The organism is Streptomyces sp. NPDC040410, assembly GCF_055595715.1.
The window spans coordinates 139293-157235 of the sequence record NZ_JBVIVK010000015.1 but is presented as its reverse complement, the minus strand read 5'-3'; the positions used below and the strand labels follow the sequence as shown (position 1 = coordinate 157235).

Genomic DNA, 17943 nt, shown 5'->3' with positions numbered 1-17943 from the left:
CTAACCCTGCGGTAGCTTCTGCTTGTTCATTGACACCCTCGTGACACACCTACTTAACATGCATGCATAACATTCAGCTCGCACAGACAGGCCCACGGGGTGATCGACAAGACCCTCACGGCGCGCCGCTGGTGGCGCGACGCAGTGATCTACCAGGTGTACGTCCGTAGCTTCCTGGACAGCACCGGCGACGGCATCGGCGATCTGGCCGGAGTCCGGGCCGGGCTGCCGTACCTGAAGAAGCTCGGTGTGGACGGGATCTGGCTGAGCCCGTTCTACCCGTCCCCGCAGCACGACCACGGCTACGACGTCGCCGACTACTGCGACGTCGACCCGCTCTTCGGTGACCTCGCCGAGTTCGACCTGCTGGTGGCCGCCGCCCGCAGGCTCGGCATCAAGGTGCTCCTGGACATCGTCCCCAACCACTGCTCCAGCGAGCACCCGTCGTTCCGCGAGGCGCTCGGCTCCGCCCCCGGCAGCGCCGCCCGCGCCCGCTTCCACTTCGCCGAGGGCCGCGGCCCGGACGGCGCCGAGCCGCCCAACAACTGGCACGCCATGTTCGGCGGCCCGGCCTGGACCCGCGTCACCGAGGCGGACGGCCGCCCCGGCCAGTGGTACCTGCACATGTTCACGCCCGAACAGCCGGACTGGAACTGGCGCAACCCCGACGTGGCCTGGGAGTTCGACCGGACCCTCCGCTTCTGGCTGGACCGGGGCGTCGACGGCTTTCGCATCGACGTCGCCGCCGGCCTCTTCAAGCACCCCGACCTGCCCGACTCCCCGGACCCCGAGGCGGACGCCCGCACCCGCGACTCGGTCAACCCCCTCGCCTGGAACCAGCCCGAGGTGCACGACGTGTGGCGGCAGTGGCGGGCGCTGTGCGAGGAATACACGGCCCGCGACGGCAACGAACGGCTGCTGGTCGGCGAGGTCTCGGTCCCGACGGCCCGCGAACACGCGATGTACGTCCGCTCGGACGAGCTCCACCAGGCCTTCTTCTTCGACCTGCTGAGCGCGCCGTGGAGCGCCGACGCGTTCCGCAAGGTCGTCACCGAGGCCATGGACGACATAGCCGGCACGGGCTCCACGGTCACCTGGGTCCTCAACAACCACGACCAGGTCCGCACCGTCACCCGCTACGGCGAACCGGCCCCCGAGGGCAGCGGACTCGGCGCCGCCCGCGCACGCGCGGCCGCGCTGCTGATGCTGGCGCTGCCCGGAGCCGCGTACATCTACCAGGGCGAGGAACTGGGCCTGCCCGAGGTCGTCGACCTGCCCGACGACGTGCTCACCGACCCGATCTTCCGCCGCACCGGCAGCCGCGCCCGCATCCGTGACGGCTGCCGCGTGCCCCTGCCGTGGTCGGGGCAGGCCTCCCCGTTCGGCTTCACGTCGGGCGTCGAGGGCGCCAAGCCGTGGCTGCCGCAGCCGGAGTACTTCGCGGAGTACGCCACCGACCGCGCCCTCGCCGACACCCGCTCCTTCTGGCACCTCTACCGAGACGGCCTCCAACTGCGTGCCGCTCTGCCCCAGCTGGGCGAGGGCACCATGCGCTGGCTGGACACCCCACCCGGTGTCCTCGCCTTCGTCCGCGGCGACGGCCTCGTCTGCGCCGTCAACTTCAACACGGCGCCCACCCCCGCGCCGGTGTCCGGCACACCACTGCTGTCCAGCGGCCCCTGCCCTGCCGGCGTACTTCCCGGCTCGACGGCGGCCTGGTGGCTCGGAGACCTCTGATCTCCGTCAACTCCCCACTCCCGGGCCCTTGTCCGCGGAGAAGGCCCGGCGGACGGCGTCAACTCCGTCGCCTCCCCGCCCGCCTGACACCGGCGGCCGTCCCGGCCACCGGATGAACCCCCGTTCCCTCCAAAACGACTCATGGGTCCACGCACACAAGGAGAACGCAATGAAGCGCACCCTGGCCGCAGCCATCATGACGGCAGCCCTGATAGTGACAGCGACCGGCTGTGGCGGCGATGACGGCAAGAAGGCCGGCTCCAACAGCGGCGCACAGGAGCTCAAGGGCCAGACCGTCACGGTCGCGGCCGTGTGGACCGGCGCCGAGGAGGCCAACTTCCGCAAGGTTCTGAAGGCCTTCGAGGACAAGACCGGTGCCAAGGTCGAGTACACCTCGACCGGAGACAAGTTCCCCACCGTGGTGGGCGCCAAGGCCGAGGGCGGCAACCCGCCGGACGTCGGCATGGCCCCGCAGGTCGGCGTGGTGCAGGAGTTCGCGCAGAAGGGCTGGCTGGAGCCGCTGTCGAAGAACGTGAGCGACGCGGTCGACGCCAACTACGCCTCGGTGTGGAAGAACTACGGCACCGTCGACGGCACCTACTACGGCCTCTACGTCAAGGTGAACGACAAGTCGACCGTCTGGTACAACCCGCAGGCCTTCGCCGACGCGGGCGTGGAGCCGCCCACCACGTACGAGGACATGCTGAAGGCCGGCAAGGCCATCTCCGACTCGGGTCTCAGCGGCTTCTCGGTCGCGGGGCAGGACGGCTGGACGCTCACGGACTGGTTCGAGAACATCTACCTCTCCCAGGCGGGCGCCGAGAACTACGACAAGCTCGCCAAGCACGAGATCAAGTGGACCGACCCCACGGTGGTCAAGGCGCTCACCAGTCTCGGCAAGCTGTTCAAGGGGGACGGCCTGATCGCCGGCGGCGCGAAGGGAGCCCTGGGCACCCCGTACCCGGGGTCCGTGGCTGATGTCTTCGGTGACAAGCCCAAGGCGGGCATGGTCTACGAGGGTGACTTCGTCGGAGCCGAGATCACCGGCACGCTGAAGAAGACGGTCGGTGAGGACGCCAAGCTCTTCCCCTTCCCGGCCGTGGCCGGGGGCAAGGCGCCGTTCGTCGGAGGTGGTGACGCCGCCGTCGTCTTCAAGAAGGCGAAGAACCCGGCAGCGGCCATGAAGCTCGTCGAGTTCCTGGCCGGCAAGGAAGCCGGCTCGATCTGGGCCGGCGGTGGCGGCTACCTCTCGCCGAACAAGACGGTGCCGAGCTCCGCCTACCCCGACGAGATCAGCCGTGACCTCGGGGCCTCCCTGATCAAGGCCGGGGACACCGCCAGGTTCGACATGTCCGACCAGGCTCCGGCTGCCTTCGGCGGTCCCTCGAACAACGGCGAGTGGAAGATCCTCCAGGACTTCCTGGGCTCGCCCGGCGATGTGAAGGGCACCGCGAAGAAGCTCGAAGCCGCAGCGGCCGCCGCCTACAAGGACTGAGGCCGACAGGATGTCGAGCAACACTCACCAGGTGCCGCCCGCTCCCGCGGGCGGCACCCGCCGCCGGACAGCGGCGCCCGCCCCCGGGCGCGTCGCGGCGAAGAAGCGGCAGCGCCGATTCGCCGTGCTGTTCCTGTTTCCCGCCCTGCTGATCCTCGGCGCGCTCGTGGTGTATCCCATCGGTTACTCGGTGGTCCGCAGCCTCTTCGACGCCTCCGGCGATCGGTTCGTGGGGACCGACAACTACACCGAGATGCTCCAGGATCCGGCCACCCGCACCGCGCTGCGCAACAACGCCGTCTGGGTACTCGTCGCCCCGGCTCTGGTCACCGGCATAGGGCTGATCCTGGCGGTGCTGACCGAGCGGCTGAAGTGGGCGGCCGCGTTCAAGATGGTCGTCTTCATGCCGATGGCGATCTCCTTCCTGGCAGCAGGCATCACCTTCCGCCTGGTGTACGAGCAGGACCCGGCGCGGGGTGCGCTCAACGCGGCCGCGGTCACCCTTCACGACGCCTTCGCCCCCTCCTCGTCCTACCCCGGGGCCCATCCCCGTGACGGAGAGACACTGAAGGAGGAGCAGGACGGCTCATACGCGGCAGCGAACCTGCGCCCGGGGAAGCCGGTCGAACTGGGTCTCGTCGGCCTTCTCCCCAAGTCCCTTCCGGCCGCCGCCAAGCCTGCTCACGAGCCCACCGAGCAGTCGGGCTCGCTCACCGGAACCGTCTACCTCGACTTCACCCCCGGTGGGGGCGGCAAGTCCGGCGCCATCGACACCGGCGAACGGGGCCTGCCCGGCATGACGGTGGAAGTGGCCCGCGACGGCAAGGTCGTCGGCACCACCACCACGGCGGACGACGGATCGTTCAAGTTCTCCGGCATGGACGAGGGGCCGTACACCGTCCGGCTGCCTGAGAAGAACTTCACCGAGCCGTTCAACGGCGTCGACTGGCTGGGCCCGAGCCTGGTCACCCCGGCGATCATGGCGGCCTACCTCTGGATCTGGGCCGGCTTCGCCATGGTGCTGATCGGTGCCGGGCTGGCGACCTTGCCCAGAGACGTCATGGAAGCGGCCCGCGTGGACGGCGCGAGCGAGTGGGTCATCTTCCGGCGCATCACCGTACCCCTGCTCGCCCCGGTGCTGGGTGTCGTCTTCGTGACACTCGTGATCAACGTGATGAAGGTCTTCGACCTCGTCTACGTCATCGCCCCCGGGCCTGTACAGGAGGAAGCCAACGTGCTGGCCATGCAGATGTGGCTGGTGTCCTTCGGCGGCGGCACCGACCAGGGGCTGGGCAGCGCCCTCGGCGTACTGCTCCTGCTCCTTGTCGTCCCGGCGATGGCCTTCAACATCCGACGCTTCCGCAGGAGCAAGCCATGATGACCACACAGGCCGGCGAACGGACCGCCCTCCCCGTGCCGCCTCCGGCTCCAACCACCGCGCCGCGCAGCCGACTCGCCACGCGGCTGGTCGCCCTGACGCGGGGCGGACTGGTCCGGGTCGTCCTGGTCGCCGTGGCACTGCTGTGGCTGACACCGACGCTCGGCCTGCTCTTCTCCTCGCTCCGGCCGCGGGAGCTCAGTTCCACCACCGGCTGGTGGAAGGCGCTGACCGATCCCTCACAGCTGACCTTCGACAACTACAGCGCCCTGCTGAACAACGACGGGATGCTCCAGTCGTTCTGGAACACGGTCCTGATCACCGTGCCCACCACCGTGGCGATCGTGCTGATCGCCGCCCTCGCCGGGTACGCCTTCGCCTGGCTCGAATTCCCGGGCCGGGACTGGCTGTTCCTGATCGTGGTCGGCCTCCTGGTGGTGCCGGTGCAGATCGGACTGATTCCGATCGCGAAACTGTTCGGCGTGCTGGGCCTGTTCGGCACGATCCCCGGCGTCGTCCTCTTCCACGTGGCCTACGGCCTGCCCTTCGCGGTGTTCCTTCTGCGCAACTACTTCGCCGAGATCCCGCGGGAAATGATGGAGGCCGCGCGCATGGACGGCTGCGGCGAGTGGCGGATCTTCCGTCGGCTGGTTCTGCCTCTCGGGATGCCGGCCATCGCCTCGCTCAGCATCTTCCAGTTCCTCTGGGTCTGGAACGACATGCTGGTGGCGCTCATCTTCTCCGACAGCGGCTCGCAGCCGCTCACGGTCGCGCTCCAGTCCCAGATGCGCCAGTTCGGCAGCAACATCGACGTGATTTCCTCCGGCGCGTTCCTCTCCCTCGTCGTCCCGCTGATCGTGTTCTTCGCCTTCCAGCGGCACTTCGTACAGGGGGTGATGGCCGGCTCGGTCAAGTGAAGGCACCTCGGGTCAGAGGGCTGCCGGCGCCGATTCCGCCGGCAGCCGCGAGAACAGCGCCGGAGTCATGGGGGGGCACATGGTCATCGCGACGTTCGTCGCCTTCGCGGTCTTCGGCTCCTTCTGGGGTGTCTGGGGTGCGTCCGTGCCGGGCGTGCAGGAGCAAGCCGCGGTCAGCGACGGCCAGCTCGGTCTGGCCCTGCTCTTCATCGGTGCAGGTGCTCTGCCCGCCATGCTGCTCACGGGTAGAGCACTCGACCGCTGGGGGCTGAAGGCCGGTGGCGGCACCCTGGGCCTCCTGGGGATTGTCGGGGTGACCTTGGTCCTGACGGCGGTGGACCTGTGGAGCCTTGTCGCCGGGCTTGCGGTGACCGGCGCCGCCAGCGGAGCAGCCGACGTGGCCATGAACGCGGTGGCGGGGCGGGCCGAGGCGTCGGCCGGCCGGCCGGTGATCACCCGTGCCCACGGCGTCTTCTCCGCCTGTGTCGTCCTCGGGGGCCTCGGCACGGGAGTGATGTCCTCCGCCGGCCGGCCGCTCGCCGTCCCGTTCGTCGCGGTGGCGGCCCTCTGCCTGGTGGCGAGCGCCGTCATGTTCAAAGCGCTGCCCACCGGCTCCGCCACCCACTCCGCAGCCCGGGCGGCGGGCACGCCGCAGGACAGCAGGCGTCGGCTCGTCCCGCTGCTGCTCATCGGGACACTGGGAGCACTCGCCCTCGCGAGCGAGAACGCCCACCAGAGCTGGAGCGCGCTCTTCGCTCAAAGGGAACTGCACGCCGGGCCGATGCTCACCACGGTCGCGCCCGCCCTCTTCGCCGCGACGGTCGCCCTCACGCGTCTGGCCGTGGGCGGGCTGAGCGTTGCCCGTGCCCGGACACTGATCCTGTCCGGGGCATGCGCCGCGGCGGTCGGTGCCCTGGTCATCGCGGCTTCCCCCGGGCTCGGCGTGGCGGCCATGGGACTCGTGCTGGCCGGGGCCGGGAGCGCCGTGCTGTTTCCGACGCTGGTGGGTGTCGTCCTGCGCAATGTCGAGGAGTCCTACCGCGGCCGTGCGACCTCCCTGGTCACCGCGGTGTCGTACCTGGGCTTTCTTCTCGGCCCCGCCTACGTGGGGATGTTCGCCGGCGCGGCGGGCCTGCGCGCGGCCATGACCGCGGTGGCAGCCCTTGGCGCCCTGCTCTTCGTCCTCGCGCCCCTGCTGCTCCGGATCAGCGGATTCGCCTGGCGCTCCCCGAGCCCAGCACCGGATGACGCCTCCGGCACCACCGCAGACACGTCAGTTCGGCAGCGACTTCGCCGGAGTGGGTGATGGGGACGGGGGGAGGGGCGGTGGGCCGTACAGCCCCACCGCCCCCGAGTCACGGCGACGCCGGCGGATACAGCGACCGCGGCAGCTGGGAGGCCGCCGCCGAGTCCAGCAGCCACAGGGTCCGGGAGCGGCCGTACGCGCCCGCCGCCGGGGCCTGGACCTCGCCCGCGCCCGACAGGGCGATCGCCGCGGCCTTCGCCTTGTCCTCGCCGGCCGCCAGGAGCCAGACCTCGCGGGCCGCGCGGATCGCCGGCAGCGTGAGGGTCACACGGGTCGGCGGCGGCTTCGGCGCCCCGTGGACGCCGACCACCGTGCGCTCGGTCTCCCGGACCGCGGGCAGTTCGGGAAACAGGGACGCCACGTGCGTGTCCGGGCCGACGCCCAGCATCAGCACATCGAACGTCGGCACCGCGCCGTGGTTCTCGGGGCCCGCCGCACGGGCCAGCTCCTCGGCGTAACCGGCCGCCGCCGCGTCCACGTCGGTGCCGTACGGGCCGTCCGACGCGGGCATCGCGTGCACACGCCCGGGGTCGAGGGGCACCGAGTCCAGCAGTGCCTCGCGGGCCTGGGTGATGTTGCGTTCCGGGTCGCCCTCGGGCAGGAAGCGCTCGTCTCCCCACCACACGTCGAGCCGGCCCCAGTCGACGGCGTCCCGGGCCGGAGCCGCCGCCAGCGCGGCGAGCAGCCCGTTGCCGTTGCGGCCACCGGTCAGCACCACCGACGCGGAGCCGGTCGAGGCCTGCGCGTCCACGATCTTCGTGATCAGCCGGGCCGCGGCGGCCTGCGCCATCAGCTCCTTGTCACGGTGCACGACCAGCTGCGGGGTACTCACTTCGCCGCCGCCTTCTTCACCGGGGCCTGGGCCGCCGCCTCCTGCGCCGGTGCTTTCGCGGCAGTCTCGACGGGAGCCGGGACGGCGGCCGCGTCTCCTTTGGCCACCGGCCCCCGAACATCGTCCGCCGTTCGTGCGGTCGGCTCCCCGCCGGGTGCCGCGGCAGCCTCCCGCACCAAAACCGTGTTCAGCCGGTCCACCCCGTACCGCAGCGCGGACGCGTACGTGTCGTCCGGGTCCAGCCGCCGCAGCTCCTCCGCGATCAGCTCGGCCGTGTCACGCCGCTTGAGCGCCACCGCACGGTCCGGCTGGCCCTCGATCGACAGGGTCGCCAGCGAACCGTCCGGGCGGTCGAGCACGATCGGTCCGCAGTTCGTGTCCATACGGACAGCCGTCAGCCCCGGGCCGCCCGACAGCGACCGCTTCACGGGGACGTCCAGCCGGTCCGCGAGCCACATCGCGAGCAGCTCGCAGCTCGGGTTGAACTCCTCGCCCTCCACCTCGACGGCCTTGACCTCGCAGGTGACCTGGTCCAGAGCCGCGGCCAGCATCGAGCGCCAGGGCGTGATGCGGGTCCAGGAGAGGTCGGTGTCGCCGGGTGAGTAGGTGCCGGCGCGCGAGGTCAGGTCCCGCACCGGCTGCTCGGAGGCGTAGGTGTCGGTGACCCGGCGCTGTGCCAGTGCGCCCAGCGGGTCCTTCGCCGGGTCCAGCGGCGCGTTGACCGGCCACCAGACCACGACCGGCGCGTCCGGCAGCAGCAGGGGCAGGACCACGGACTGTGCGTGGTCGGCCACCTCGCCGTACAGGCGCAGCACCACCGTCTCGCCGGTGCCCGCGTCCGCGCCCACCCGCACCTCGGCGTCGAGGCGGGACTTCGTACGGTCGCGGGGCGAGCGGGAGACGCGCCGGATGACCACGAGCGTGCGCGAAGGGTGCTCGTGCGCGGCATCGCTCGCTGCCTTCAGGGCGTCGTAGGCGTTCTCCTCGTCCGTGACGATGACGAGCGTGAGCACCATGCCGACGGCCGGTGTGCCGATGGCGCGGCGGCCTTGGACGAGCGCCTTGTTGATCTTGCTGGCCGTGGTGTCGGTCAGGTCTATCTTCATGGCCGGCGCCAGCTCCGTCCGTCTCGCTCGAGCATTTCGTCCGCCTCGACGGGCCCCCACGTACCGGCCGGATACTGCGCCGGCCTGCCGTTCTTGTCCCAGTACTCCTCGATCGGATCGAGGATCTGCCAGGACAGCTCGACCTCCTCGGTGCGCGGGAAGAGGTTGGAGTCACCGAGCAGGACGTCGAGGATGAGCCGCTCGTACGCCTCCGGGCTCGACTCCGTGAAGGACTCGCCGTAGGCGAAGTCCATGGACACGTCCCGGATCTCCATCGAGGTGCCCGGCACCTTGGAGCCGAAGCGGACCGTGACGCCCTCGTCGGGCTGGACGCGGATGACGATCGCGTTCTTGCCCAGCTCCTCGGTCGCGGTGTGGTCGAAGGGGGAGTGGGGCGCCCGCTGGAAGACCACGGCGATCTCCGTCACCCGGCGCCCCAGACGCTTACCGGTGCGCAGGTAGAAGGGCACGCCCGCCCAGCGGCGGTTGTCGACCTCCAGCTTGACGGCCGCGTAGGTGTCGGTCTTCGACTTGGCGTCGATGCCGTCTTCCTCGAGGTAGCCGACCGCCTTCTCGCCGCCCTGCCAGCCCGCCGCGTACTGACCGCGCACGGTGTCGCGCCCCAGGTCCTTCGGCAGCCGTACCGCGCCGAGCACCTTGGTCTTCTCGGCGGCCAGCGCGTCCGCGTCGAAAGACGCGGGCTCCTCCATGGCCGTCAGTGCCATGAGCTGGAGGAGGTGGTTCTGGATGACGTCACGGGCGGCGCCGATGCCGTCGTAGTAGCCGGCGCGGCCGCCGATGCCGATGTCCTCGGCCATGGTGATCTGCACATGGTCCACGAAGGACCGGTTCCAGATCGGCTCGAACATCGTGTTGGCGAAGCGCAGCGCCAGGATGTTCTGGACGGTCTCCTTGCCCAGGTAGTGGTCGATGCGGAAGACCTGGTCCGGGGCGAAGACCTCGTGCACGACCTTGTTGAGCTCCTCGGCCGACTTCAGGTCGTGGCCGAAGGGCTTCTCGATGACCGCGCGGCGCCAGGAGCCGGCGGTCTGGTCCGCCAGACCGTGCTTCTTCAGCTGCTGGATGACCACGGGGAAGGAGCGCGGCGGCACCGAGAGGTAGAAGGCGAAGTTGCCGCCCGTGCCCTGTGCCTTGTCCAGCTCCTCGATCGTGCCCCGCAGCCGCTCGAACGCGTCGTCGTCGTCGAAGGTGCCCTGGACGAAGCGCATCCCCTGGATGAGCTGCTGCCAGACCTCCTCGCGGAACGGCGTACGGGCGTGCTCCTTGACGGCGTCGTGGACCTCCTGCGCGAAGTCCTCGTGCTGCCACTCGCGCCGGGCGAAACCGACCAGCGAGAAGCCCGGCGGCAGCAGACCCCGGTTCGCGAGGTCGTACACGGCGGGCATGAGCTTCTTCCGCGACAAGTCGCCCGTGACGCCGAAGATCACCAGCCCCGACGGCCCCGCGATACGCGGGAGCCGTCGGTCGGCGGGGTCACGAAGCGGGTTCGCTCCGGAACCGGAGAAAGGCGACAAGGCTTCAGCCCTCCGAAGGGGCGAGGCGCTGCAGCTCCGCCTCGGTCGACTTGAGCAGGTCGTCCCAGGACGCCTCGAACTTCTCGACGCCCTCGTCCTCCAGGAGCTGGACCACGTCGTCGTACGAAATGCCGAGCTTCTCGACCGCGTCGAGTTCGGCGCGGGCCTGCTCGTAGGTGCCGGCGATGGTGTCGCCGCGGATCTCGCCGTGTTCCTCGGTGGCCAGCAGGGTGGCCTCCGGCATGGTGTTGACCGTGTTCGGCGCGACCAGCTCGTCGACGTACAGGGTGTCCTTGTACGCCGGGTCCTTCACGCCGGTCGAGGCCCACAGCGGCCGCTGCTTGTTGGCGCCCGCGTTCTCCAGCGCGCTCCAGCGAGCGGTGGAGAACACCTCCTCGTACGCCTGGTAGGCCAGACGTGCGTTGGCGACGCCCGCCTTGCCGCGGGCGGCCTTGGCCTCGGGGGTGCCGAGCGCGTCGAGCCGCTTGTCGATCTCGGTGTCCACGCGGGACACGAAGAAGGACGCCACCGAGCGGATCAGGGACAGGTCCAGGCCGCGCTCCCTGGCCTTCTCCAGGCCGGCGATGTAGGCGTCCATGACCTCGCGGTAGCGCTCCAGCGAGAAGATCAGCGTGACGTTGACGCTGATGCCGAGGCCGATGACCTCGGTGATCGCCGGCAGACCAGCCTTGGTGGCCGGGATCTTGATGAGGGTGTTGGGGCGGTCGACCAGCCAGGCCAGCTGCTTGGCCTCGGCGATCGTCGCCCTGGTGTTGTGCGCCAGGCGCGGGTCGACCTCGATGGACACACGGCCGTCCTGGCCGTCGGTGGCGTCGAAGACCGGGCGCAGGATGTCGGCGGCGTCCCGGACGTCCGCCGTCGTGATCATGCGGATGGCCTCTTCGACGGTGACCTTGCGGGCGGCGAGGTCGGCGGCCTGCTGCTCGTAGCCGTCGCCGCCGCTGATCGCCTTCTGGAAGATCGACGGGTTGGTGGTGACGCCCACGACGTGCTGCTGGTCGATCAGCTCGGCGAGGTTGCCGGACGTGATCCGCTTGCGCGACAGGTCGTCCAGCCAGATCGCCACGCCTTCCTCGGAGAGGCGCTTGAGTGCGTCTGTCATGGAATTACATCTCCTACGTGTCGTATATGAGCGTCAGCGCTGGGCGGCGGTGAGGGATTCCCGGGCCTTGGCGGCCACGTTCTCGGCAGTGAAGCCGAACTCGCGGAAGAGCACCTTGCCGTCGGCGGAGGCGCCGAAGTGCTCCAGGGAAACGATGCGGCCCGCGTCGCCCACGTACTTGTGCCAGGTCAGACCGATACCGGCCTCGACCGCCACCCGCGCCTTGACGGCCGGCGGCAGAACGCTGTCCCGGTACCCCTGGTCCTGCTCCTCGAACCACTCCACGGACGGCATCGACACGACCCGCGTCGGCACGCCGTCGGCCTGGAGCTGCTCGCGTGCCTCGACGGCCACGTGCACCTCGGAACCGGTCGCGATGAGGATCACCTGCGGCTCGGAGCTCTGCCCTTCGGGCTCTTCGGCCTCGAACAGGACGTAACCGCCCTTGGCGGCATCGTCGTTGGGCTCGTACGTCGGCACGCCCTGACGGGTCAGCGCCAGACCGTGCGGGGCGCCCTTGCCGAACTCCTTCGTGTAGCGCGTGAGGATCTCGCGCCAGGCGATCGCGGTCTCGTTGGCGTCCGCGGGGCGCACGATGTTCAGGCCGGGGATCGCGCGCAGCGAGGCGAGGTGCTCGATGGGCTGGTGGGTGGGGCCGTCCTCGCCGAGGCCGATGGAGTCGTGCGTCCACACGTACGTCACCGGCAGGTGCATCAGCGCCGACAGACGCACGGCGTTGCGCATGTAGTCGGAGAAGACGAGGAAAGTGCCGCCGTAGATACGGGTGTTGCCGTGCAGCGCGATGCCGTTCATCTCCGCGGCCATGGAGTGCTCGCGGATACCGAAGTGGATCGTGCGGCCGTACGGGTCCGCCTCCGGCAGCGGGTTGTCCGCGGGCAGGAACGACGACGTCTTGTCGATCGTCGTGTTGTTCGAGCCGGCCAGGTCGGCCGAGCCGCCCCACAGCTCGGGGATCACCGCGCCGAGCGCCTGCAGCACCTTGCCGGACGCGGCACGGGTGGCGATGCCCTTGCCGTGCTCGAAGACCGGGAGCTTCTCCTGCCAGCCGGTGGGCAGCTCACCTTTGCTGATCCGGTCGAACTCGGCGGCGCGCTCCGCGTTGTTGCCCCGCCACTCCTGGAAGGACTTCTCCCACTGGGCGCGGGCCGCCTGGCCCCGCTCCAGCGCCTGGCGCGTGTGGTCCAGAACCTCGCCCGCGACCTCGAAGGTCCTGGCCGGGTCGAAGCCGAGGACGCGCTTGGTGGCCGCGACCTCCTCGTCGCCGAGCGCCGAGCCGTGCGCGGCCTCGGTGTTCTGCGCGTTCGGGGCCGGCCAGGCGATGATCGAGCGCATCGCGATGAAGGACGGCTTGTCCGTGACCTTCTTCGCCTCCTCGATCGCGTTGTAGATGGCGTGCGGGTCGAGGTCGCCGTCCGGCTTCGGGGCGATCCGCTGCACGTGCCAGCCGTACGCCTCGTAGCGCTTGACGGTGTCCTCGGAGACGGCCGTCTCGGTGTCGCCCTCGATCGAGATGTGGTTGTCGTCCCACAACAGCACCAGGTTGCCGAGCTTCTGGTGGCCTGCCAGCGACGACGCCTCGGCGGAGATGCCCTCCTGGAGACAGCCGTCACCCGCGATCACGTACACGAAGTGGTCGAAGGGGGACTCGCCCTGCGCGGCCTCCGGGTCGAACAGACCGCGCTCGTAGCGGGCGGCCATCGCCATGCCCACCGCGTTGGCGACACCCTGGCCCAGCGGGCCGGTCGTCGTCTCGACGCCCTTGGTGTGACCGTACTCCGGGTGACCGGGGGTCTTCGAACCCCATGTCCGGAACGCCTTCAGGTCGTCCAGCTCCAGGCCGAAGCCGGCCAGGTAGAGCTGGGTGTAGAGGGTCAGGGACGAGTGGCCGGCGGACAGGACGAAGCGGTCACGTCCGACCCAGTCCGGGTCCGCGGGGTCGTGCCGCATCACCTTCTGGAAGAGGGTGTAGGCGGCAGGCGCCAGGCTCATCGCCGTACCCGGATGGCCGTTGCCGACCTTCTGTACGGCATCGGCGGCCAGGACGCGGGCGGTGTCGACGGCCCGCTGGTCCAGCTCGGTCCACTCGAGGTCTGTGGTGGTCGGCTTGGTGCTCACCCTGGGTCAGGGCTCCTCTCCACATGTCACACATGTCGAAAATGCCGGTGCACTGGGGGCCCCGGCCGCTGTCGAGCCTACCCCCGTAGGAACGTCCGCTTTTTCGAGCCATTCCAGACTGCCGGGACTCGCCGGGATCCGCCTCCCGACTGGGCCGTTCCGCGTTCGGCAAGTGAATACGGAGCCGCTCGTCCGAGTGCTCAGTCGAGTCCCGTCAGGCTCTTCCGGGAGCGCCGCCCAACACGAGTCGACCCCCGCGAATGTCCGGGTCTGGGCAACGTCTACAGTGGCGTGGTACGCGCGAGCCTTTACCCCGACCTCACACGGGGAGGCTTGCTGGGATGTCTCTGTCAGGGGTGTGCGTGACGGCCGTTGAATCCCGTCCAGCGGGGATTATCGGGACGAGCCAGAGCCCGAGCCACCGGCCGTTCGGGGCCCGTGTCAAGGCGTTCGTGGCGCTGACCAAGCCACGGATCATCGAGCTGCTGCTGATCACCACCGTTCCGGTGATGTTCCTCGCCCAGCAGGGCGTGCCGGACCTGAAGCTGGTGCTGCTCACCTGCGTCGGCGGCTACCTCTCGGCGGGCGGCGCCAACGCCCTCAACATGTACATCGACCGTGACATCGACGCGCTGATGGACCGCACCTCGCAGCGCCCGCTGGTCACCGGCATGGTCAGCCCGCGCGAGTGCCTCGTCTTCGGCATCACCCTGGCCGTCGTCTCCACGCTGCTGTTCGGTCTCGCCGTCAACTGGCTGTCGGCCTGGCTGTCGCTCGGTGCGCTGCTCTTCTACGTCGTCGTGTACACGATGATCCTCAAGCGCCGCACGTCCCAGAACATCGTCTGGGGCGGCATCGCCGGCTGCCTCCCGGTGCTCATCGGCTGGTCGTCCGTCACGAACTCCCTTTCGTGGGCGCCGGTCATCCTCTTCCTGGTCATGTTCTTCTGGACGCCGCCGCACTACTGGCCGCTGTCCATGAAGGTCAGGGACGACTACGCGCGCGTGGGCGTGCCGATGCTTCCGGTCATCGCCTCGAACAAAGTGGTCGCCCGGCAGATCGTGATCTACAGCTGGGTGATGGTCGCGGTGTCGCTGCTGCTGACGCCGCTCGGCTACACGGGCTGGTTCTACACGGCGGTCGCGCTGGTGGCCGGCGGCTTCTGGCTGTGGGAGGCGCACGGGCTGCAGAACCGTGCCAAGGCCGAGGTGACGGGCGCCAAGCTCAAGGAGATGCGCCTGTTCCACTGGTCCATCACGTACGTCTCGATCCTCTTCGTGGCGGTCGCGGTGGACCCGTTCCTGCGGTAGTCCTCCTCATACGACGTCCTGGCGGGCGGGGTGCGTGGTCAAGGCCACGCACCCCGCCCGTCGCCGTTTGTTCTACCCGTCGGTAGCATCCTGACCATGGCAGACACGCAGCAGGTTGACGCGAAGGTCGAGCGCAAGGTGACCCGGCTCGCCAAGCAGATCAGCACCTTCTCCAAGGCCCACGGAGGGGCCGAGGGGCAGGTCGCGTACATCGGGGAGCGCGGCGCCCGCATCGTCCTCGTAGGTGAGGACGGCGCGTGGGGCGACCTGGTGGCTCCCTCGTACGAGATCGCCGAGAAGGCGGTCCGGAAATCGGGCATCACCACTCATGAGGACTTCGACGGCGAGTTCGCGGCGAAGGTTCAGACGGGCCCGTACGAGTGGAAGAGGATGGCGGGCATACAGATCGGCGGCTGAGCGGCTAGCCCAAGGGGCGTGGGAACCGCGCGACCAGCCGCAGTCGGCCCGCACCCGCCGAACCACCCCTACTCCCGAGACGGGACCGCGACCTCAGACCCCGTTCACCCGTTAGGCCCCGCAGAAGCGACGTAGTCACCGCGTGGGGAGTCCGGATGATCGAAACGCCGTCCCTCGTGGACCAGTACTGCCACGGCGTACTGAGAACGGAGCTGGGCCTCGGCACCTTCGAGGCCCAGCTGGCCCGGACCGAGGGCCCGCCCGCGCCCGGCACCACCCTGTTCGACACCCAGACGGGATTCGCAGTACGCCGCTGGTGCCCCCCGCTGCTCGGCCTGGAGCCGCACTGTCCTCCCGCCCGGTATCTCGCCCGGCGCCGTGAACTCGGCGTACTGGAAACGGGCCGGAGGCTGCTGCGCGGCAGCGGTATCACGACGTACCTGGTCGACACCGGGCTGCCCGGCGACCTGACCGGCCCGGCCGAGATGGCCTGCGCCGCGGTCGCCGACGCCCGCGAGATCGTGCGCCTGGAACTCCTCGCGGAACAGGTCGCCGACACCTCCGGCACCGTCGAGTCCTTCCTCGCCAACCTGGCCGAGTCGGTGCACGGCGCCGCCGCGAGCGCCGTGGCCTTCACCTCCGTCGCGGGAGTACGGCACGGCCTCGCGCTCGCGCCCGAGCCGCCGGGGCCGGGCGAGGTACGGGGCGCGGCCGCCCGCTGGCTGGCCGGGCGCCGGGTCGGCGGGGAACTGAGCGACCCGGTGCTGCTCAGGCATCTGCTGTGGGTCGCGGTGGCCTCGGGGCTGCCACTCCAGCTGCACGCGGGGCTCGGCGAACCGGGCCTGCGCATCGACCGCACCGACCCGGTCCTGCTGACGGACTTCGTCCGTGCGACCGCCGGCCTCGGCACGGACCTGGTGCTGCTGCACAGCTACCCCTACCACCGGCACGCCGCCCACCTCGCCGGCGTCTTCCCGCACGTCTACGCCGACTCCGGCGCCGCCCTGGCCCGCACCGGCGCCCGGGCCGCCACCGTCCTCGCGGAGATCCTGGAGCTGGCCCCCTTCGGCAAGATCCTCTTCTCCAGCGGGGCCCACGGCCTGCCCGAGCTGCACGTGGTGGGGGCGCGGCTGTTCCGGGAGGCCCTGGGGCGGGTGCTCGGCGGCTGGGTCGACGAGGGGGCGTGGTCGCCGGCGGACGCGCAGCGGGTGGCGGCGCTGGTCGCGGCGGACAACGCACGCAGGGTGTACGGGCTGGAGTGAGATGTACAGTTCGGGCCGGGTGCTGCACGGCAGGCACCCGGCCGAACCGCGTCCGTCCGTGCCGGACTGGAACCCGGCGCGTTTCGTCGTACGCGATCAGCGGGACTTCCGGCGGCCCTCGGTCGCCAGGGCACGCATGTGCAAGCGGGACGTCTGCGTCGACCGGGGCCGATGACCTTCGCGCGGGCGACCGTGACCCTGCGGGACGGACACCTGATCTCCGAGCGGGAGGCCCTGCACGCGCCTACGAGCGGCGGGAGCCGCCCACCAAGGCGTGGGCGGCGTGCGGGGGCGAGCTGATCCGGACCTGCCCGGGCCCGGCGATCGTCGGACTCGTGGCGGTGCACGGATGACGCACGCGGCTCACGCGCGCGTGCCGACCGCCGCCTCGGCCGAGGGGCCCGGCAGGCCGATCTCCGGCTCCGGGCGCTCGCGCAGCGCCAGCAGGACACGCACGACGGCGATCCACACCAGGCACGAGCCGAACATGTGCAGGCCCACCAGGACCTCGGGGAGGTCCGTGAAGTACTGGACGTAGCCGATCACACCCTGGGCGAGCAGCACCAGGAAGAGGTCGCGGGTGCGGTCCAGCGGACCCTTCGGGGCGTCGACCGCCTTGAGGACGAACCACAGGGCGAACGTCAGCGTCACCACGATCCAGGCGAGCACCGCGTGCAGCTTGCTCACCGTCTCCCAGTCGAGCGGCATCCGCTCCACCTCGCTGGAGTCGCCCGCGTGCGGGCCCGAGCCGGTCACCACCGTGCCCACCGCGATCAGCAGCACGGAGGCCGCGACCAGGAACCACACCAGCTGCTGCACGGACCTGCCGACCAGCGGGCGGGGCTCACCGTCGCCCTCGCGGGTGCGCTGCCACATCACGGTGGCGACCGCGATCAGCGCCGACGAGAGCAGGAAGTGCGCGGCGACCGTGTACGGGTTCAGGCCCACGAGCACGACGATCCCGCCGAGGATCGCGTTGCCCATCACGACCCAGAACTGCGCCCAGCCCAGCCGGGTCAGGCCGCGCCGGTACGGCTTCTCGGAGCGCGCCGCGATGATCGCCCAGCCGACCGCGGCGCACAGCACGTACGTCAGCATGCGGTTGCCGAACTCGATGGCGCCGTGGAAGCCCATCGCGCCGGTCGCGGTGAGCGAGTCGTCGGTGCACTTGGGCCAGGTCGGGCAGCCGAGGCCGGAGCCGGTGAGGCGTACGGCACCACCGGTGACCACGATGACCACCGACATGACGAGCGCGGCGAGGGCCGCCCGCCGCACCGTCCTAGGATCCGGGGTCCAGCGTGCGGCGATGAAGGCGAGCGGGTTGCGCACGGCCGCTACGGCGTCGGCGCGGGTCACGTTTGGCACGCGCACCATCGTAGGCCGCCGCTT

At 70.3% G+C, this 17943-nt stretch carries 15 protein-coding genes; 9 read left to right on the top strand and 6 right to left on the bottom strand.

The window, feature by feature from the left end:
• Positions 1-99 precede the first annotated feature (99 nt).
• The 5 genes from ACZ562_RS27595 (at position 100) to ACZ562_RS27575 (ending at position 6833) form a co-directional block, all read left to right on the top strand.
• Positions 100-1737 (top strand): glycoside hydrolase family 13 protein, encoded by a 1638-nt coding sequence (locus ACZ562_RS27595; RefSeq protein WP_471184284.1) that lies wholly within the window; start codon positions 100-102, stop codon positions 1735-1737.
• Between the two features lie 169 nt (positions 1738-1906).
• Entirely contained in the window at positions 1907-3232 is a 1326-nt protein-coding gene (locus ACZ562_RS27590; protein WP_471184281.1) for an ABC transporter substrate-binding protein, read from the top strand.
• Positions 3233-3242: 10 nt separating this feature from the next.
• Entirely contained in the window at positions 3243-4610 is a 1368-nt protein-coding gene (locus ACZ562_RS27585) for an ABC transporter permease (protein WP_471184279.1), read from the top strand.
• An 86-nt stretch (positions 4611-4696) separates the two neighbouring features.
• A complete protein-coding gene (locus tag ACZ562_RS27580; RefSeq protein WP_471184402.1) occupies positions 4697-5527 on the top strand; it encodes a carbohydrate ABC transporter permease in 831 nt (276 codons plus the stop codon).
• 79 nt (positions 5528-5606) lie between these two features.
• Positions 5607-6833, top strand: a complete 1227-nt coding sequence (locus tag ACZ562_RS27575; protein WP_471184276.1) for an MFS transporter — start codon at positions 5607-5609, stop codon at positions 6831-6833.
• 49 nt (positions 6834-6882) lie between these two features.
• Here ACZ562_RS27575 and pgl read toward each other — a convergent pair whose 3' ends face one another.
• Genes pgl through tkt form a run of 5 tightly spaced genes read right to left on the bottom strand, consistent with a single transcriptional unit; the run spans position 6883 to position 13565 of the window.
• A complete protein-coding gene (pgl, locus tag ACZ562_RS27570; RefSeq protein WP_471184274.1) occupies positions 6883-7665 on the bottom strand; it encodes a 6-phosphogluconolactonase in 783 nt (260 codons plus the stop codon).
• On the bottom strand, positions 7662-8771 hold the full coding sequence (gene opcA, locus ACZ562_RS27565) for a glucose-6-phosphate dehydrogenase assembly protein OpcA (RefSeq protein ID WP_471184272.1): 1110 nt from the start codon (positions 8769-8771) through the stop codon (positions 7662-7664). Before opcA ends, pgl begins: the two co-directional genes overlap by 4 nt.
• Complete coding sequence (zwf, locus tag ACZ562_RS27560; RefSeq protein ID WP_471184269.1) at positions 8768-10306, bottom strand: glucose-6-phosphate dehydrogenase; 1539 nt, start codon at positions 10304-10306, stop codon at positions 8768-8770. The genes opcA and zwf overlap by 4 nt, the downstream gene beginning before the upstream one ends.
• 4 nt (positions 10307-10310) lie before the next feature.
• The gene (tal, locus tag ACZ562_RS27555) at positions 10311-11429 is read right to left on the bottom strand and encodes a transaldolase (protein ID WP_471184266.1); all 1119 of its coding nucleotides are present in this window, start codon (positions 11427-11429) and stop codon (positions 10311-10313) included.
• A 33-nt stretch (positions 11430-11462) separates the two neighbouring features.
• Positions 11463-13565 carry a transketolase gene (tkt, locus tag ACZ562_RS27550; protein WP_471184263.1) on the bottom strand — a complete coding sequence of 701 codons (2103 nt, stop codon included), beginning with the start codon at positions 13563-13565 and terminating at the stop codon, positions 11463-11465.
• A 341-nt stretch (positions 13566-13906) separates the two neighbouring features.
• On the opposite strand from tkt, the gene ACZ562_RS27545 reads away from it, so the two are divergent.
• The 4 genes from ACZ562_RS27545 to ACZ562_RS27530 all read left to right on the top strand — a co-directional run bounded on the left by ACZ562_RS27545 (position 13907) and on the right by ACZ562_RS27530 (position 16729).
• Positions 13907-14875, top strand: a complete 969-nt coding sequence (locus ACZ562_RS27545) for a heme o synthase (RefSeq protein ID WP_471184260.1) — start codon at positions 13907-13909, stop codon at positions 14873-14875.
• A 96-nt stretch (positions 14876-14971) separates the two neighbouring features.
• Complete coding sequence (locus ACZ562_RS27540; protein ID WP_471184257.1) at positions 14972-15292, top strand: hypothetical protein; 321 nt, start codon at positions 14972-14974, stop codon at positions 15290-15292.
• Positions 15293-15447: 155 nt separating this feature from the next.
• Positions 15448-16554, top strand: a complete 1107-nt coding sequence (locus tag ACZ562_RS27535; protein WP_471184255.1) for an amidohydrolase family protein — start codon at positions 15448-15450, stop codon at positions 16552-16554.
• Position 16555: 1 nt separating this feature from the next.
• Complete coding sequence (locus ACZ562_RS27530; protein WP_471184252.1) at positions 16556-16729, top strand: hypothetical protein; 174 nt, start codon at positions 16556-16558, stop codon at positions 16727-16729.
• Between the two features lie 188 nt (positions 16730-16917).
• Here ACZ562_RS27530 and ACZ562_RS27525 read toward each other — a convergent pair whose 3' ends face one another.
• Positions 16918-17928 carry a COX15/CtaA family protein gene (locus ACZ562_RS27525; RefSeq protein ID WP_471184250.1) on the bottom strand — a complete coding sequence of 337 codons (1011 nt, stop codon included), beginning with the start codon at positions 17926-17928 and terminating at the stop codon, positions 16918-16920.
• Between the last annotated feature and the right edge of the window lie 15 nt (positions 17929-17943).

What these genes read in the sequence shown, in the direction of transcription:
- ACZ562_RS27590 (WP_471184281.1), top strand. Translation starts at nt 1,907, where the DNA reads ATGAAGCGCACCCTGGCCGCAGCCATCATGACGGCAGCCCTGATAGTG.
- ACZ562_RS27585 (WP_471184279.1), top strand. Translation starts at nt 3,243, where the DNA reads ATGTCGAGCAACACTCACCAGGTGCCGCCCGCTCCCGCGGGCGGCACC.
- ACZ562_RS27575 (WP_471184276.1), top strand. Translation starts at nt 5,607, where the DNA reads ATGGTCATCGCGACGTTCGTCGCCTTCGCGGTCTTCGGCTCCTTCTGG.
- opcA (WP_471184272.1), bottom strand. Translation starts at nt 8,771, where the DNA reads ATGAAGATAGACCTGACCGACACCACGGCCAGCAAGATCAACAAGGCG.
- tal (WP_471184266.1), bottom strand. Translation starts at nt 11,429, where the DNA reads ATGACAGACGCACTCAAGCGCCTCTCCGAGGAAGGCGTGGCGATCTGG.
- ACZ562_RS27545 (WP_471184260.1), top strand. Translation starts at nt 13,907, where the DNA reads ATGTCTCTGTCAGGGGTGTGCGTGACGGCCGTTGAATCCCGTCCAGCG.
- ACZ562_RS27540 (WP_471184257.1), top strand. Translation starts at nt 14,972, where the DNA reads ATGGCAGACACGCAGCAGGTTGACGCGAAGGTCGAGCGCAAGGTGACC.
- ACZ562_RS27535 (WP_471184255.1), top strand. Translation starts at nt 15,448, where the DNA reads ATGATCGAAACGCCGTCCCTCGTGGACCAGTACTGCCACGGCGTACTG.
- ACZ562_RS27530 (WP_471184252.1), top strand. Translation starts at nt 16,556, where the DNA reads ATGTACAGTTCGGGCCGGGTGCTGCACGGCAGGCACCCGGCCGAACCG.
- ACZ562_RS27525 (WP_471184250.1), bottom strand. Translation starts at nt 17,928, where the DNA reads ATGGTGCGCGTGCCAAACGTGACCCGCGCCGACGCCGTAGCGGCCGTG.